The 16,339-nt window shown below is 44.9% G+C and carries 15 protein-coding genes; 7 read left to right on the top strand and 8 right to left on the bottom strand.

Annotated elements, in window-relative coordinates; all coding sequences use genetic code 11:
- Positions 1–361 precede the first annotated feature (361 nt).
- The 3 genes from FHS45_RS11710 to FHS45_RS11700 all read left to right on the top strand — a co-directional run bounded on the left by FHS45_RS11710 (position 362) and on the right by FHS45_RS11700 (position 2,203).
- The gene (locus tag FHS45_RS11710; protein ID WP_062443422.1) at positions 362–952 is read left to right on the top strand and encodes a hypothetical protein; all 591 of its coding nucleotides are present in this window, start codon (positions 362–364) and stop codon (positions 950–952) included.
- Positions 953–1,118: 166 nt separating this feature from the next.
- Positions 1,119–1,541, top strand: a complete 423-nt coding sequence (locus tag FHS45_RS11705) for a VOC family protein (RefSeq protein WP_062443425.1) — start codon at positions 1,119–1,121, stop codon at positions 1,539–1,541.
- 53 nt (positions 1,542–1,594) lie between these two features.
- The gene (locus tag FHS45_RS11700) at positions 1,595–2,203 is read left to right on the top strand and encodes a class I SAM-dependent methyltransferase (RefSeq protein ID WP_062443428.1); all 609 of its coding nucleotides are present in this window, start codon (positions 1,595–1,597) and stop codon (positions 2,201–2,203) included.
- 125 nt (positions 2,204–2,328) lie between these two features.
- Here FHS45_RS11700 and FHS45_RS11695 read toward each other — a convergent pair whose 3' ends face one another.
- The 4 genes from FHS45_RS11695 to FHS45_RS11680 form a co-directional block, all read right to left on the bottom strand.
- Complete coding sequence (locus FHS45_RS11695; protein WP_062443432.1) at positions 2,329–3,315, bottom strand: LacI family DNA-binding transcriptional regulator; 987 nt, start codon at positions 3,313–3,315, stop codon at positions 2,329–2,331.
- A 67-nt stretch (positions 3,316–3,382) separates the two neighbouring features.
- The gene (locus tag FHS45_RS11690; RefSeq protein WP_062443435.1) at positions 3,383–4,213 is read right to left on the bottom strand and encodes a carbohydrate ABC transporter permease; all 831 of its coding nucleotides are present in this window, start codon (positions 4,211–4,213) and stop codon (positions 3,383–3,385) included.
- 18 nt (positions 4,214–4,231) lie between these two features.
- Positions 4,232–5,119: a carbohydrate ABC transporter permease gene (locus tag FHS45_RS11685; RefSeq protein ID WP_062443439.1), complete on the bottom strand. Its 888-nt coding sequence runs from the start codon at positions 5,117–5,119 to the stop codon at positions 4,232–4,234.
- 82 nt (positions 5,120–5,201) lie between these two features.
- On the bottom strand, positions 5,202–6,431 hold the full coding sequence (locus FHS45_RS11680) for a sugar ABC transporter substrate-binding protein (RefSeq protein WP_229717899.1): 1,230 nt from the start codon (positions 6,429–6,431) through the stop codon (positions 5,202–5,204).
- A gap of 226 nt (positions 6,432–6,657) precedes the next feature.
- On the opposite strand from FHS45_RS11680, the gene bglX reads away from it, so the two are divergent.
- Positions 6,658–8,820: a beta-glucosidase BglX gene (gene bglX, locus FHS45_RS11675; RefSeq protein WP_062443443.1), complete on the top strand. Its 2,163-nt coding sequence runs from the start codon at positions 6,658–6,660 to the stop codon at positions 8,818–8,820.
- A 192-nt stretch (positions 8,821–9,012) separates the two neighbouring features.
- Here bglX and FHS45_RS11670 read toward each other — a convergent pair whose 3' ends face one another.
- The gene (locus FHS45_RS11670; RefSeq protein ID WP_062443446.1) at positions 9,013–9,639 is read right to left on the bottom strand and encodes an NUDIX hydrolase; all 627 of its coding nucleotides are present in this window, start codon (positions 9,637–9,639) and stop codon (positions 9,013–9,015) included.
- Between the two features lie 340 nt (positions 9,640–9,979).
- On the opposite strand from FHS45_RS11670, the gene FHS45_RS11665 reads away from it, so the two are divergent.
- A complete protein-coding gene (locus FHS45_RS11665) occupies positions 9,980–11,278 on the top strand; it encodes an MFS transporter (protein WP_082411971.1) in 1,299 nt (432 codons plus the stop codon).
- Between the two features lie 113 nt (positions 11,279–11,391).
- Positions 11,392–12,033, top strand: a complete 642-nt coding sequence (locus FHS45_RS11660) for a hypothetical protein (RefSeq protein WP_062443449.1) — start codon at positions 11,392–11,394, stop codon at positions 12,031–12,033.
- Between the two features lie 29 nt (positions 12,034–12,062).
- Here FHS45_RS11660 and FHS45_RS11655 read toward each other — a convergent pair whose 3' ends face one another.
- Complete coding sequence (locus FHS45_RS11655) at positions 12,063–12,251, bottom strand: hypothetical protein (protein WP_062443452.1); 189 nt, start codon at positions 12,249–12,251, stop codon at positions 12,063–12,065.
- Positions 12,252–12,373: 122 nt separating this feature from the next.
- Entirely contained in the window at positions 12,374–12,994 is a 621-nt protein-coding gene (locus tag FHS45_RS11650; RefSeq protein WP_148350060.1) for a DUF3298 and DUF4163 domain-containing protein, read from the bottom strand.
- Positions 12,995–13,191: 197 nt separating this feature from the next.
- Between FHS45_RS11650 and FHS45_RS11645 the strand changes: the two genes are divergently transcribed.
- Complete coding sequence (locus FHS45_RS11645) at positions 13,192–13,680, top strand: hypothetical protein (RefSeq protein ID WP_062443455.1); 489 nt, start codon at positions 13,192–13,194, stop codon at positions 13,678–13,680.
- 45 nt (positions 13,681–13,725) lie between these two features.
- On the opposite strand, the gene FHS45_RS11640 is transcribed toward FHS45_RS11645, so the two are convergent.
- Positions 13,726–16,116, bottom strand: coding sequence for a S8 family serine peptidase (locus tag FHS45_RS11640; RefSeq protein WP_062443458.1), 2,391 nt, complete (start codon positions 16,114–16,116; stop codon positions 13,726–13,728).
- Positions 16,117–16,339 lie beyond the last annotated feature (223 nt).

Below are 16,339 nucleotides of genomic sequence, written 5' to 3'. Positions count from 1 at the left end.
GGAAGGCTACACTGCTCGAGACTGTGAAGAATGAACTTCATTAATCCTGCGGTCTTTATAACCACTATAATGACCGTTAAACCAGGAACCTCCCCTTCTAGCGGTCTTTAACCCGTTGATAAAGACCGTTACCTCTCGTTTGCAACCCCACAACGGTCTTTATCTATGCTTTAATGCCCGTTAAACTAGTACCGCTCCCTCCTTATGGTTCTAATGCGATATTCTTCTCTGATAGATTCCATGCCTTCAAAAGCAGGAAAACCAGCGATCTTCATGGAAATTATTAGGATGGTACCGAATAGAACTTAAATACCACCATAGATATACAACATAGCATGCATGGAAGCGGGGGCTTGATTCAGTGAAAAAATACTTGAATTTAAATACGTTATATATTGTTATGGGGATTATCGCCGTTGGCTCTTTTCTAATACCTCAAGCCATTGACATGTATCACCTTCAGGCTCAAGGAATCAATCACATAGCCGACGACGCCGAGCGTTATATGAATAATGCACATAATATGGAAGGTGACTATACGATAACGATTGATTTAAGTGATCCGGAGAGCAATGAAGGAAAATTCCTTTTTGATGATGAGGAAGGAAATCAAATCTATGTCTCGAAAATTATAGAGAATGAATCAAACTATGAGGTGATCTTCCGGTCCAGCGGAACTTATAGTCGTGGAGGGGCGACTTTAGTTTCGGGTATCGAACACTACCGTAATATCAATGGCTATACCCATGAGCTAAAAGCAGAAGCACACGCAACGTATAATTATGATACGTTTAAATTAACACCTTCTTCCTCTTCAGCATTACACTCCCGTAGTGGCGACGAGTTCGGTTTTTATTTATTTCCAACAGATAAAGATGTTGATTTAGACAAAGAACCAACCATTGAAGTAACCATTACAAATCTGCAATTGAATTTATGGGCAAAGTTTTAAAAACTACTGTTGCATGAGTTCGTAGAGAACGGACGGCGCTAAGAAGTTATGTCAACCAGCACGTTATTTTAATGAATATAACCTTGGAAGATATATCGCCATTTTACTCCATCACATATTCCTTGGATTAAATAATTATAAGAATGCTTATATTGGAGGAATGTATATGAAACCTCGACTTTCAGTAATCACATTAGGTGTAGATGATTTGGAAAAGGCGTTGAACTTTTACCGGGAGGGGCTCGGATTCGAGACACAAGGTATTATAGGAGAAGAATTCGAGCACGGCGCTGTTGCCTTTTTTGATCTGCAACCCGGTTTAAAGCTTGCCATTTGGAATCGTAAAAATATTGCTTATGATACTAATTTAAAACAAACTGCAAAAAGCCCTACCGAATTTACGCTTGGTCATAATGTCGGCAGCAAAGAAGAAGTTGATAGCGTAATGGAACAAGCTGAAAAAGCGGGCGCCACCATTACTGTACAGGCGCAAGATACGTTTTGGGGCGGGTATTCCGGATACTTTCAAGATCCTGATGGTCATCTATGGGAAGTAGTCTATAACCCTGATTGGGACCTTATAGACTGACTTTGTTGGTTGAAGATAAAATAAATGAGACCACGTATGAAAGGAGGGTCATTGTGGGGGTTTTCGATAAATTCTCTCTCCAATTCCGCAAACCCGAAGGGAAACTCGGTCGATTCGCCGGTTTCTTAATGAAAAAGATTGGTTCAGAAAAAAACGAGTGGACCATTTCTTTATTGGATATCAAACCAGATGACAACATACTGGAAATGGGTTTTGGACCAGGAGTCGGCCTCGATATGGTATCTAAAGTCGTACAGGGTGGAAAGGTTGTGGGTATTGATTATTCCGAGGTTATGCTGGAACAGGCACGTAAAAATAATAAGAAAAGTATCCAGGAAGGAAAAGTAGAATTGAAGCTTGCGGACGTTAATAACCTCCCTGATTTTGACCAGTCGTTCGATAAAGTCTACGCTGTCAATTCCATTATGTTCTGGGACAATCCTGTACAAACATTGGGAGCGGTCCGTAAGTATATGAAACGCGATGGAATCCTGGCAATAACGGTCCAGCCTTTTACAAAAGGAGCGACAGAAGATACAGCAAAAGAGCTTGGAGAAGATTACATGGAAACACTTGAACAAGCCGGTTATTCAGATATTAAAGTGGAATTAAAATCCATGAAACCCGTTCCGGCGGTTTGTGTAATTGGTGTAAATAAGTAAGCTTCACTATTGAACCTTTTCGCACTATCAGCCAATACATCCGCCAAAACATCGGCCTAAGTAATATAAAAGCCTGGATCCTTTACTGCTAACCATACAGCACGACAGGAACCAGGCTTTTTTTATCAGCTTTTCACAGAATCACGTGCAACAAACTCCGTTGCAAGTTTATATGTCTGATCGACCGATTCTCCGGCAAGCATCTGGAAAATCAGATGGACAGCAAGTGATCCAGCTTCGTACTTTGGCTGCCTTACAGTCGTGAGTGGCGGATTCACATATTCTGCCAGTTGAATATCGTCAAACCCGATAATCGAAATATCTTGTGGCACCCGAACCCCTTTTTCGGAAAAAGCCTGCATCCCACCGATCGCCATTTCATCATTGGCATAGAAAATGGCATCGGGCATATTTTTTTGGGCGATCAATGTGCGGGTTGCCCGGTAGCCGCCTTCCCTTGTGAAATCACCGTTGATTTTCCAGCGGGAATGATACGGGACTTCGGAAGCGGCTAACGCAGCTTGATATCCTTTGAACCGCTCCTTGTTGTCATGGGAATCAAATGGACCGCTGACATAAGCAATAGAGCGATGACCTTTATCGAGCAAGTGTTTCGTCGCATCATAACCGCCCTGCTCATTATCGACCTCTACGTGGATCACATTCGGATTGTCCACTTCCCGATCGAGCACGACAATCGGAAAGTCTTCCCGTGCCGAGGCTTTAATCGCTTCGGTGCTAATGTTCGTAGCGAGTACGATCGCTCCATCCACACGTTTTTCCCGCAAAAACTTCGCCGCAGTCGATTTATCCCCGCCGACGGAACTGCAGGCGATCAGGTCGTATCCGTTCGACGTGGTGACGTCCTGGACGCCTTTGATCAGTTCCGAGAAATACGGCCCGGATAGGTCACTCAATATCAAAGCGATTGTATTCGTCTTCGTCCGTTTCAAATCAGAAGCGATGCCGTTCTTTTGATAATTCAGTTCCTGTGCAGCTTTCATAACTTTATCGACGGTCGCCTGACTGACTTTATTTATTCCATTAAGCGCGTAGGAGGCTGTCGACACAGCAACTCCTGCCCGTTTTGCAACATCTTTGATTGTTGCCATTTTACATCCCCCCAATCACGCAGCACTGTCTAGCTCCATTGTAAGCGATTCAGTCGCTGCCATACACTCATTTGATTCCAGACATTGTAAAACCTTCGACAATGTATTTCTGGAAAAAGGCAAAAATAATGATGATCGGCACAACCATGAACGCTGCCCCGGCCATTTGCAGTGCGAAGTTATTCGCATATTGCCCCTGCAGCAAAGACAGGCCGACCGATAACGTATACAAGCTTTCATCGTTTGCGATAATCAATGGCCATAGGAAGCTGTTCCATCCGGCGATGAACGTGAGGATTCCCTGCACAGCAAAAATCGGTTTCGCAATCGGGATGATCAGCCGGAAGAAAATGTAGAATTCACCAGCGCCATCGAGTCTGGCCGCTTCAATCAGGTCATCCGGGATTGTCATCATGAACTGGCGGAACAGGAAGATGCTGAACGCCACCGCAAGCCCTGGCAAAATGATCCCGGTCATCGTATTCGTCAGTCCCATGGAGTTTAAAATCAAGTACACAGGAATCATCGTAACCTGGCCAGGAATCATCATCGTGGCCAACACCAAATAAAAGATTCTTTCCCGGCCCTTGAATTCATATTTTGCAAATCCATACCCGGCCATCGCGTTGAATAACAGGCCAAGGAATGAGAAAAGTACGATAATGATCGTATTACGTAAATACACCGTAAAGTTCATGCTCGTAAATAGGTTGATATAATTTTCTATCGTCGGGTTATCCGGAATGATGGTTGGCGGAATCGCCAGTACTTCGTTTTCCGGCTTGAATGAACTGGAAATCATCCATAAAAACGGCAGGGAAACCAGCACGCCCCCGACAATCAGGAGCAAGATGACAAGTGATTTTTCCGCCTTGCTCCGCTTCGTAGCTGTAGCCATATCCTCCACTCCTCTCTATTATAAATCCGTATCTTTTTTCTGCAGCTTGAACTGGAAGACAGTAACGATAATAATCATCGCAAACAGGATGAACGAACCTGCAGCCGCATAACCGAACTCACTATAACGGAAGCCTTCCTGGTAAATGAAGAGAGCAATCGATATCGTTCCGTCCAAAGGTCCGCCATCGGTCATGACGAATGGTTCCTCGAAGAACTGCATCCAGCCAATCAGCGTCGTCACGGTTACAAAGAACGTGGCATAACGCAGCAATGGCAGCGTGATATAAAACAGCACCTGCAGCCGGCTGGCCCCATCCATTTCAGCTGCTTCATAGTAAGATTTAGGAATGCCTTGAAGTGCTGCGAGGAAGATGATCATATTGATCCCGATCCCTTTCCAGACAGCGAGGATAATCAAGGAAATTTTTGCAATCGTCGGTTCCTCGAGCCACGGAATGTTATCCACGGTAAGCAGAGAAAGTAAGTAGTTGAACAGCCCATATTCCGTGTTGTATAAGTATCCCCAAATGACAGCTACCGCAATGATATTCGTAATTGACGGCATATAATAGACTGCCCGGAACGTATTGAAAATCCAGCTGGTACCATAATTCAATAACAGTGCAATCGATAGCGATGCAATAATAACAAGAGGTACGCCTATAATGACATAGAAAAACGTGTTGAAGACCGACTTAATGAATGTTGCATCGGAAAAAAGGTCTTTATAATTTTCCAGTCCAATAAAGGAGATCGCCGACCAGTTGGCGAGCCCTTTCAGATTCATATCTGTAAAACTGATCACCAGCGCGACAATTATGGGGATGACGCTGAACAGCGTCAGCAAAATGACGGCTGGAGCAATAAACATGTATGGATGCCGGTTATTCAGTAATTGTTTCAATGGAACCACCTACCTATCCTTGATAAACAGAAAAGGGAATGAAAGCTAGTTCCATCCCCTTCTCCCTTCAACATCATAGCTGTTATTTTTCCAGAAGGCGTTTTGCCTCTTCATTGAATGATTCTAACTCTTTGTCCAAATCAGCACCGCCCTGGGTGATTCGTTCAATTGAGTCAAGGAATTCTTGTGCGATCCGTTCAAACTGTTCGGTCTGCAAGCCTGGGTTAGCATCTTCCATTTGCTTCCCGAAAGTTGCGAACATCTCGTCCTCTTTAAGCATAGGATCTTCCCACGCTTCGGTACGGGAAGGCAATGTGTTGGAAGTTTCTGCCCAATCCAATTGGGTTTCGGTTTCTGTCATGTAAGAAATGAATTCCATGCCTCCCTCAGGATTGTCAGCACTTTCGAAGACAGATAGCACTGCACCGCCCATGCTTGATGTATTGGATTCTTTTTTCGGCATGACGGCTGTTGCCCAATCCCCTTCAATATCGGGAGCCTGGTCATTGATGATGTTGACCATCCAAGGACCACTGAAGAACATCGGCTTCGAACCATCCGCAAATGCCTGTGTAATATCTTTGCCTTGCTGCGTCTGACTGATACCTTCTTCAAAATAGCTGGTGTAATATTCGATGGCTTCTTTGAATTCTGGTGTATCAAAATTCAGTTCATTGTTTTCCAGGTTCGCCTCATACCCATTTTGCCAAGCGAAAATGAATGGAGTGATCTGGTCATTACGGTCAATATCAAGTCCATACATACCATCACCGCGGTCAGCAAGCTGGCTTGCCGCATCCTTCAATTCATCCCACGTCTTCGGTGCTTCGTCATACCCTACCTCTTTTAAAAGATCCGTACGGTAGAACAATACGCGTGTATCGACATACCAAGGAATCCCGACGACCTGATTATCATATTCCATGGATACCACGGCACCGTCAAAGAAATTCTCTTTGGCAAACGTATCATAATCCTTTGTATACTCTGAAAGGTCCTTCAATGCACCGGCTTCTGCGAACTCAGGAACCCATGTAGTTCCAAGTTGCACCACGTCCGGCCCGTTACCGGAAGCTACGGCTGTCAGCAGTTTATCATGTGCCTGATCCCACGGAATCGCCTGAACATCAACCGTGTAATCCGAATTCTCTTCAAATCCTTTGCTGAAATCTTTCAATAGCTTACCTTCTTCTCCCATCGCCCATACAGTCACTTCGTTTTTATCTCCGCCGGATTCGGAATCCCCACCGGAACAGCCGATCAGTACAGCGGACAGAACCACGATCAGCAGCATCATTAATTTACCCTTCACTACCAAGCACCCCTTTATTTAGTGAAAATTATTGAAACGTTTCGATAACTGCATTATAATTTAATTTGAATTCGCTTTCAAGTGGTTTTCTTACTTTTTTGAAAATTTATTAAAAAACTGCATGAATACGGTTTCATCCATATTGACTTTAAAAACATCCGCGTTTATACTGCAATTATTATTAAAATCGAAACGTTTCAATTATTTATTTATAGGAGGAGTTCATATGTCCGAAAATAAGATGGAACAATTGCTTGAACAAATGACGATAGAAGAAAAGGTCGGCCAGCTGGTTCAATTGGCTACCCCATTTTTCCGGGGAGCTACCGACCGAGGGGAGATCACAGGCCCGATGGTAAACATGAACATCGATGAAGAAGACATCAAAAATACCGGCTCGGTGCTGGGAGCTTCAGGAGCGAAGGAAACAAACAATATCCAGAAAATACATATGGAAGAAAGCCGGTTAGGCATTCCATTGTTATTTATGTCGGATATCATTCATGGCTTCCGTACCATCTTCCCTGTACCTCTGGCTATTGGGTGTTCGTTTGATACCGACCTCGCAGAAAAAAGTGCCGCAATCGCAGCGAAAGAAGCGGCTGTATCCGGTGTTCATGTTACATTCGCTCCGATGGTCGATTTGGTACGCGACCCTCGCTGGGGGCGCGTGATGGAGTCCACTGGTGAAGATACGTATTTGAACAGTGAATTTGCCCGTGCCTTTGTACGTGGGTTCCAAGGGGATCTCGATAATGAAAAATATAAAGTAGCTTCCTGCGTGAAGCATTTTGCCGCTTACGGCGCTCCAGAAGGCGGCCGTGACTATAACACCGTTGATATGTCAGAGTGGATGCTGCGCGAAAACTACTTGCCGGCCTATAAAGCAGCACTCGATGAAGGGTGTGAAATGGTAATGACGGCTTTTAATATATTGAACGGTATTCCATCGACAGGAAACGAACCACTGATGCGAGGCATCCTGCGGGACGAATGGGGATTTGACGGTGTCATGATTTCTGATTGGGGAGCGGTGAAAGAATTAATCCCTCATGGGGTTGCCGAAGATCAGAAGCAGGCAGCAGAACTGGCGTTGAAAGCCGGCGTAGATATTGAGATGATGACATCCTGCTACGTCAATCATGTAGAAGAATTGATCGAGGAAGGAACATTGGAGGAAAATCTTCTCGATGAAGCAGTGCTTAGGATTTTGAAATTGAAAGAGAAGCTCGGACTGTTCGAAAACCCTTACCGTTTTGCCGATGAAGTGGAAGAGGCGGATTTCATTCTTTCTGATGATCACCGCCAGGCCTCCAGAGAACTTGCTTCCAAATCCATCGTTTTATTGAAAAATGATGACTTGCTTCCATTATCCGCAGATAAAAAAGTGGCACTTGTTGGTCCGTTTGCTGACAGTACCGATATTTTGGGGCCTTGGTCCTGGGGCGGTCGTGCAAAAGATACGATTACCGTCGATACCGCTTTAAAAACACATTTTTCTGATGACAACCTCCTTGTTGCGAATGGTACCAGAATCGAAGATAGTACGGATAAACAGCTGGAGGAAGCTTTGCAAGCGGCAGACCAGGCCGACGTCGTCGTACTGGCTCTTGGTGAAGATTCCAATATGAGCGGGGAAGCCGGCTGCCGCGCCGATATCCGCCTGCCGGAAGTCCAGCTCAATCTATTGAAAAAAGTACGGGCACTCGGCAAACCGGTAGTCGCTGTCTTGTTCAATGGCAGACCACTCGATTTACGAGAAGTCACCGAGAATGCGGACGCGGTGGTAGAAGCATGGTACCCGGGTACCGAAGGAGGGCATGCTGTCGCTGACATCCTGCTTGGAAACGTCAATCCTTCCGCTAAGCTGGCCATGTCGATGCCTTATTCCGTTGGACAGGTTCCTGTTTACTACAACAGCTATAGCACCGGCCGTCCGCAAAACGCACCGGACGCACAGGATCGCTATGTTTCTCAATACCTGGATATCCCAAATGAGCCACTGTTCCCATTTGGCTACGGGCTGAGCTACAGCCAATTCGAATATTCGGATCTAGAGATTTCCAGCGAGACGATAACTGCTGCTGATCGCTTGTCCGTCTCTGTCATCGTCACCAACACAGGTGATTTGACCGGAGAAGAAGTCGTTCAATTGTATATCCGCGATCACGTAGGGCAAGTCGTGCGGCCGATGAAAGAACTGAAAGCCTTCGAACGGATTTCGCTGGGAGCAGGCGAATCGCAAACAGTAACTTTCACGATTACTGAAGAACAACTGCGCTATTACCATGCCAACATGGAGCATAAGAGTGATGCTGGAGAATTTACTGTTTTTGTCGGGACCAATAGTGAAGATGTCCTGGCCAAAAGCTTCCGTTTAGAGAAATAGGAATTATGAGACCAAATTACTTATTTGGTCTCTTTTTTTATAGGGATATTTCGGCGTTAAGTCAGTATGTAGCTGCATTAGGGCGGTATGTGCTGTCGTTAAGTCAGAACCTTCTTGCGTTAGGGCGGAACATGGCCGAGTTAGGGCAGAAGTTTCCAAAGAAAAACGTCTGGGCTAAGTTCCAGACGTTTTCTACAATTCTTTCTCGCGCAAAATCTCTATAAAATGATAAAGCACCCGAGCGGTAAGTCCCCAGATTACTTTTTCTCCATAGATATAAAAATACTCCTCCATTTGCCGCGGACGCCAGTTATAATCCTTACCATTTGGAATAAGCTCGTATGGAAAGTCATCCGCTGGCTTTACCTCCAGTGTTACATAGTGCACTTCCGGTTCATGGTTGAGGAAAAAGGAAAGCGGTACGGTGAACACTTCCCCGACTTCATCCGGGTTCGGGACAATCGCATCCAACGGGCGATTAATAAAGCCCACATACGTATTGACACGCATGTCCATGGAACCTACCAGTTGACCTAACGGAAATACCTGTTCGATATCCTGATCATCCACTCCAAGCTCTTCCATCGACTCACGGACCGCTGTGTCTTTATCATGCTTGTCTTCCGCGTCTTTTTTTCCACCAGGAAAACAGACCTCGCCCGGCTGCCTGATGTTATGAGACCGCACCTCGAAAAGCAGATGCAGCTCGCCGTCTTTTTCTATCAAAGGGAGCAATATGGAAAATGGCTTCAACCGTTGCTTGCCGAGAATGCTTGGCGTATGATTTTTCATTTTAGTCATGATGGCATCGAGATTCATTGCTTCACCCCATCTAACTTTTACTTATAACTACTATATCAGATTTAATCCTATACGTAGCAGATTATGCCCTTTCTTATACAGTGCACGTTACCCTTGCTTTTCAAACCTTTTGCCAGTTTAATAGGTATACAGAATGGCCAGGTTTTTCTAATACTTTAAGGAATATTCACCTTTGTTAGAAGTTTAAAGTATAAGAAAACACTTAGGCTTTCGCCATAAGTCCAGCCACAAGCCAAGTTTTTCTAATGGTAATATGAGACTATTAGAGTTACAATGAAGGAGTAATCATACCGCTAAGGGTATATTAATTTGCGTTTTTAGAAAGGAAGAGCCGGTGATGTCTGAAAAAGCTATGAAAATAGATGAAACAAACAACCAGCCTGCCTGGCTGCAAAGTTATATAGATTCAACGGTAAAACAACAAAGCCTGTACCGGCGGACGCTGATCATCGTCATCATTGCACAAATCTTTGGAGGGGCCGGACTTGCCGCGGGTATTACCGTTGGAGCACTTCTTGCCGAGGATATGCTTGGCACCAACAGTTTCGCTGGACTGCCGGTGGCGCTGTTTACACTCGGTTCTGCCGGAGCTGCGATGGTTGTCGGACGGCTTTCGCAAAGGTTTGGTAGGCGGCCGGGCCTCACCATCGGATTTATAGCCGGTGGTCTCGGAGCGATCGGGGTTATTTTTGCTGCTATCATCAATAGTGTCATTTTATTATTCCTTTCCCTATTAATCTATGGAGCCGGAACAGCTACCAACCTGCAGGCGCGCTACGCCGGAACCGATATGGCGAATACGAAGCAGCGGGCTACCGCTGTCAGTATGGCGATGGTTTCTACCACGTTTGGTGCGGTCGCAGGGCCGAACTTAGTCGGTGTCATGGGGAACTTCGCTACATCCATCAGCGTTCCTGCTTTAGCCGGTCCATTCATTCTGGCAGCCGCTGCCTATATCCTTGCCGGGTTGGCGATTTTCATCCTGATGCGTCCGGATCCATTCTTAGTTTCCAAGGCACTGGCTGCTGTCCAGGGAGTCGATGATAATGCTGCCTCAGGGGTGACCCTGCCCGCTTCCTGGAACAAACGCGGCGTCATCATTGGTGCCACGGTCATGATTCTGAGCCAGATTGTCATGGTAGCCATCATGACGATGACCCCGGTACACATGGGGGCACACGGCCATGGACTGAACGCCGTCGGACTCGTCATTGGTGTCCATATCGGCTCCATGTACCTGCCATCGCCGATCACTGGTATTCTTGTTGATAAGGCCGGCCGATTCACAATGGCCATCGCCTCAGGCGTGACATTGCTTGCATCCGGAATTCTTGCCGCTGCCGCACCAGGCGAATCGATGGTCGGATTGACGAGTGCCCTTGCCCTGCTCGGCCTCGGGTGGAACTTCGGACTGATCAGCGGTACGGCAATCATCGTTGATGCCACAACTCCTGATAATCGTGCCAAAACACAGGGAAGCGTCGATGTCTTTATCGCACTGGCCGGTGCCTCAGGCGGTGCTGTGTCTGGTGTGATTGTAGCACTTTCGAACTTCCCTACGCTTTCAGTTATCGGAGGGGTTGTCTCGATCTTACTTGTACCATTTATAATTTTATATCGTACAAAAACGAGGTAGGTAACATTTTGTGCTCTTCCCCTCTTTTTTTCATTACGTGAGTGTCACCGACCAAAAGTCATTGAATATCATAGCTGTAGATTGCTTAAAAGTGCAAAGAAAAGAGGGGTTACATGAATCGTTACTACTGGCAAAATTCTGCCCATCCCTGGCCAGTCCCATATTACTTCTATCCTAATCCGGCTTATTCAGCCGTACGGCCTGCCAAGTGTATCAGTCCAGCAGAGGTTAAGCTCAAGAGTGACATGCGGAGCCTATGGGAAGAACACGTCGCCTGGACGCGTATGACCATTATCAGCTTAACGTTTAAGCTGCCAGATGTTGATGAAGTGGTTACACGACTGCTTCAGAATGCAACCGATATGGGGAATGCACTCAGACCGCTGTATGGGGACCAGATCGGCGACAAGTTTGGAGAGTTGGTAAAAGAACACTTGCTTATTGCTGCTGATCTTGTCAAAGCGGCACTTGCGGGCGATCAGCAGGCAGCCGCAGAGGCGGAAAGAAAGTGGTATGCCAATGCAGATGAAATTGCTGTTTTCTTAAGTACGATTAACCCTCTCCTAACGGAAGAAGCCGTACGTGAGATGTTCTATAAACATCTGGATCTCACAAAAATGGAGGCAGTCTTCATGATGCAGATGGATTATAAGAAAGACATTGCCATCTACGATGAAATTGAAGAACAGGCGTTAGAAATGTCCGATGCCATTACAGATGCCATCGTAAAGCAATTTCCAAGTGTATTTGGGTAAAGGCAGCTTCTTTGCTTAGAAGCTGTTTTTTATTTGCTTTTCAGGTTTTTGACTTCCTTTTCCAATCGATCGACTCTAGCTTGTAATCCAGGACTAGTCTCTACATGCTGGGCTTTTCTCCGCTTTCTAACGGTAATTATTATGGCTAACACTACCGTTAAGATACTGACGAATAATAAAAACAGTATAATTAAAGGCATCAGCTCCTGAAGTGTCATTCTATCCCCCCTTTTTGGTGAAATTTTTACATACTATGAAATACGACCAACATACATATAAGTTTCATAGAAAAAGCAGTTCCATTAAAGGATACTACCTTAAACGGAACCGCTTGCCGTAATCAATTATTTTGGGCCATGCGCCCGAGCGGCCCTCCTTCATCAATTATATCCTGGATGGCATACACAGAAATCGGGAACATCGGGAAACCAAAAGCATATGGAGTAATTTCATAGAGCTGGAAGTAGATGACCAGCGCCTTATCTGCAATGTAGAAATCTTGATCAGGTTGAATCGTTACAGGACTATCGAACGTCTGAATATCCCTTTGCTTTATTTGCTCATTGATCAAGGAAGAAAGCCTCGCAACATAATCACTCCCCGGCTTAAACAAATCCTTCAGCGTACACTGCTTCCCTTTCTTGAGATCGAATGTCAACGACTTAATATACGTCATTCCGTGAGCTGCCTGATAGTGGTACGTATAATTGGAGAGGGACAGACTGAGAACATTCCGCTGATTGTTTTTGATTTCATACAGTCCAAGCATCTCTACTACCGTCGATGGCATATTCCCCACCTGTTCACGGATCAGCTGCTGGGTCTGACGGACAATCGCCATATTGATCATCCGCTCAAGCGAACTATTTTGCATCCTTACTACTCGTGGATAATAAACGATCTTATTCGGCCCGCCACTGATTTGCTCCGTTCTGATTGTCACCGGAAATGCATTGACCATGATAACCACCCTCTGTCATGTAATACACACATGCTCATATCTATTAAAAACAGAGAGGAATTATTACGAGTAAGTAACCCACGATCAGGAAAAACACAGCTATTCATCACCAACCAGTCAGCCTGACATAGCTTAATAACATACACATGTGGCTTCTGCCCAGGGTGAGGTGGAGGCATGTTAATGGAGGGATCAGATTGGTTCAATTTAATCCTTTTCGGGGAACCGTGACGATGATTCAAGAGTTTATCACCGGGGTGAATGAAGAAGAAGGATGTTATAAAATCATTTCCGTGGAAAATGAAACCGGCGCATTGGTAAATTTCATAGTAGCTCCTACAACTTATTTTGTTGATCAGGCAATCGTGAACGTGGGCGACATGGTGACCGGCTATTATGACCGGAATGCACCCGTCCCTTTCATTTACCCGCCACAATACCGTGCGCTTGTTATGGTAAAAGAAAGCTCTTATCAAAAAGTAAAAGTGGATTATTTCGACAGTCAGCTGGTGAGCAGTGATGACTTTTTGAGATTGAATCTTGCTCCCAACACACCGATCTTATTAGCAAACGGGCAGCCTTTTTCAGGGAATCCAGCGAACAGGAATTTGATAGTCATCTATGGGCCTGCAACAAAAAGTATCCCTGCTCAGACTACGCCTTATAGAGTTATTGTTTGGTGTTAAAAGCAAAAGGATTCCAGCTGCATGAGCTGAAATCCTTTTTTAAGTTTATTCTTTGGTTACTAGATATGCTTTATATTCCATAACACCTGCTTTCTCAACATATACTGCCATTACCCAATCTCCGTTTGGAATCTCAATACCATTCTGTACGGTACCGTCCCATTCGAATTCATGATATGGAGCTGGAGTATTTTCAAATACACCAAGTGTCTTAACAAAATCCCCTACATACCCATTATCATAATGATATAAATCATAAGCTAAAATCTCGGCGCCCCCTGGCAGATAAGCACCGACATAGTATGAACCTTCACCCGCATTATCCATGAACGCTCCTGTTACCCGGGGGTAGTCTGGCTCACCAACAAACAGAATGGTTGGAACCTTAATGGTTTGTGTCCCATCATTCACTAAAACTATACCTTCATAATAATCTGGCTTTAATTTTGAAGCATCCACCTGAACGTTTAGGTTCACATTCTGTGTGGTTCCTGGTTCAACCTCTAAGTTATTACTCGTAGTTACTTTGATTCCTTTTGGATTTCCTGCAAACTCTACTTCAAACGTGTACTTCTTAACCTCCCCTGATAAATTTTTAATTTCAAAGCCCTGTTTTTCTACTTGCTTCCCACTGTCTTTTATGAACTTACCAAATGAGTGACTGCCTGTACCGACAAGGGTGTTTGTATTTAATGCCTCAACTACACGGATGCTGCCCGCTCCTTGCGTATTATGCGCATAAGCTTCACCAGTACCTGGGTCAACCACATCTTTGGCTGTATTCATTAATGCTGCTTTTACATCATTGGTTCCCCAGCCTGGGTTTTTTTCTAAAAGCAATGCAGCCGCTCCGGCGACGTGAGGGGATGACATGCTCGTGCCTTGTAACGCTGCATAACCCTCATCAGGGAACGTACTAACGATGTTTACACCAGGCGCAGAGACATCCGGTTTGATCATCCATGACAGTGTTACTGGACCACGGGATGAGAAGTCCGCCATTGTTTCTTTTACAGCCTGATCAAATTCTATATTGAAAGAAACTTTGTTATTGCCTGCTTTCATCTCAGCTAATAATTTTTGACCATCAGCTAGCGTTGTTTTGATTGTCGGTACTGCCATGCCAGGCACATCAGCATGTTCACCTTCTACATTATTGAAAATGATCGCCCCAACTGCTCCGGCATTCTTAGCATTTTCAGCCTTATCTACAAAAGCAAATTCACCACGACTGATCAATGCAATTTTTCCTTCAAAGTCTTTTCCTTCAAAATCTTCCGGGTAACCTAACCCGGCATATGCAAACTCATATTCACCTTCATTTAATGCAAGTAAATTATCATCCGATGGGAAGCCCATTACTTTTGCACTTGGATATTCAACACCTTCAGAAGTAGTTATTTCGGCTGTATAAGCATTATATGGAAGACGTGTCGCTCCTACAGAAATAGCATCACGAGAAGTCCCCGGAGATCCTACTGTCCAGTTATTAGGACCAGCGTTCCCGTTCGAAGTAACCGCAACTACCCCTTCCGCCATCGCCCAGTCGAGTGCGATTGATGTCGCCCAGTCCGGGTTGTTAAGTGAGTTTCCTAACGATAAGTTCATGACATCAGCGCCATCTTGGACGGCCAGCTCAACACCAGCAACTACATCTTCTGTGGTGCCACCGTTTGGACCTAATACACGGTAGCCTAGCAATTCAGCACCAGGGGCAACCCCTTTAATCGCTCCATTCGCAGCCACTGTACCAGAGACGTGTGTCCCGTGATATTGGCCGGAACCTTCCTGTGGATCATTATCGTCGTCTACAAAATCGTACCCTTTATAGTCCCCGAACGCATGAGCTAAGTCAGGGTGCGTATAATCAACACCGGTATCGATAACTGCTACCGTAACTCCTTCACCGGTAAATCCAGCTTTCCAGGCATCATTAGCTCCGATGAAAGGAGCACTGGCTGCCATTTCCGGACTAAATTCTTCTGAAGAAATCTCTTCTTTTGAAATGACTTCAGCCGTATAGTGAACATTCGGATAGATAGCTTTTACGCCATCGACCGATGCTAGTTTCATAATTTCATTGGCCGGCAGTTTCACAGAGAAACCAGAGAAAACGTAGTCATATTCCCGGTTAACATCTGCATCTTTCACTGCCTTTTTCAGTTCATTGATTACTTTTCCTCTTTCAGCTTTCAGATTAGCTTTTGTCTGTTTTTTCCCTTTATGTTTCGCTTCTACAATTGACTCCGCTTCCAGTTCGACAATGACCGATGTCGGTCGTTCCGATCCTAATTCAAGGTCTCCAAAAATTTCTGCCGTATCCAATTCTGTCAGCTGGGTTCTGCTTTCATTTGCCTGGGCATTAAAGTTGAATGCTGCAAACATCAGCATAAATGCCAGCAGGCTGAATAACGCTCTTGATAAATTGCTTTTCATGTTTGGCTTACTCCCTCTCTCTAAGTTTAATGTGGATGAATTTTTCACTTACCGAAAATATGTATGGTTGCTCTCTGCCCACTCCTTTTTCCGATGAATTTTATACGAAATAACGAACAGGTTCGTATACTTAAAAATTGGCTACATATGACCGTTTCCCTTTAATTTTCGTTCACCATTTTCCTTCAAAAAAATTCAGGGAAAAGGCTGATTTTGTCGTATC

This window comes from Thalassobacillus devorans (assembly GCF_011761345.1).
In the GTDB taxonomy this organism is placed as follows: Bacteria; Bacillota; Bacilli; order Bacillales; family Halobacillaceae; genus Thalassobacillus; species Thalassobacillus devorans.
Note: the sequence above shows the minus strand (reverse complement) of the source record. Positions and strands in the feature narration are given on the sequence as shown.

Coding starts and splice junctions, on each gene's coding strand:
- bglX (WP_062443443.1), top strand. CDS start 6,658: ATGTCCGAAAATAAGATGGAACAATTGCTTGAACAAATGACGATAGAA.
- FHS45_RS11655 (WP_062443452.1), bottom strand. CDS start 12,251: ATGACACTTCAGGAGCTGATGCCTTTAATTATACTGTTTTTATTATTC.
- FHS45_RS11640 (WP_062443458.1), bottom strand. CDS start 16,116: ATGAAAAGCAATTTATCAAGAGCGTTATTCAGCCTGCTGGCATTTATG.
- FHS45_RS11665 (WP_082411971.1), top strand. CDS start 9,980: ATGTCTGAAAAAGCTATGAAAATAGATGAAACAAACAACCAGCCTGCC.
- FHS45_RS11660 (WP_062443449.1), top strand. CDS start 11,392: ATGAATCGTTACTACTGGCAAAATTCTGCCCATCCCTGGCCAGTCCCA.
- FHS45_RS11690 (WP_062443435.1), bottom strand. CDS start 4,213: ATGGCTACAGCTACGAAGCGGAGCAAGGCGGAAAAATCACTTGTCATC.
- FHS45_RS11670 (WP_062443446.1), bottom strand. CDS start 9,639: ATGAATCTCGATGCCATCATGACTAAAATGAAAAATCATACGCCAAGC.
- FHS45_RS11705 (WP_062443425.1), top strand. CDS start 1,119: ATGAAACCTCGACTTTCAGTAATCACATTAGGTGTAGATGATTTGGAA.
- FHS45_RS11650 (WP_148350060.1), bottom strand. CDS start 12,994: ATGGTCAATGCATTTCCGGTGACAATCAGAACGGAGCAAATCAGTGGC.
- FHS45_RS11695 (WP_062443432.1), bottom strand. CDS start 3,315: ATGGCAACAATCAAAGATGTTGCAAAACGGGCAGGAGTTGCTGTGTCG.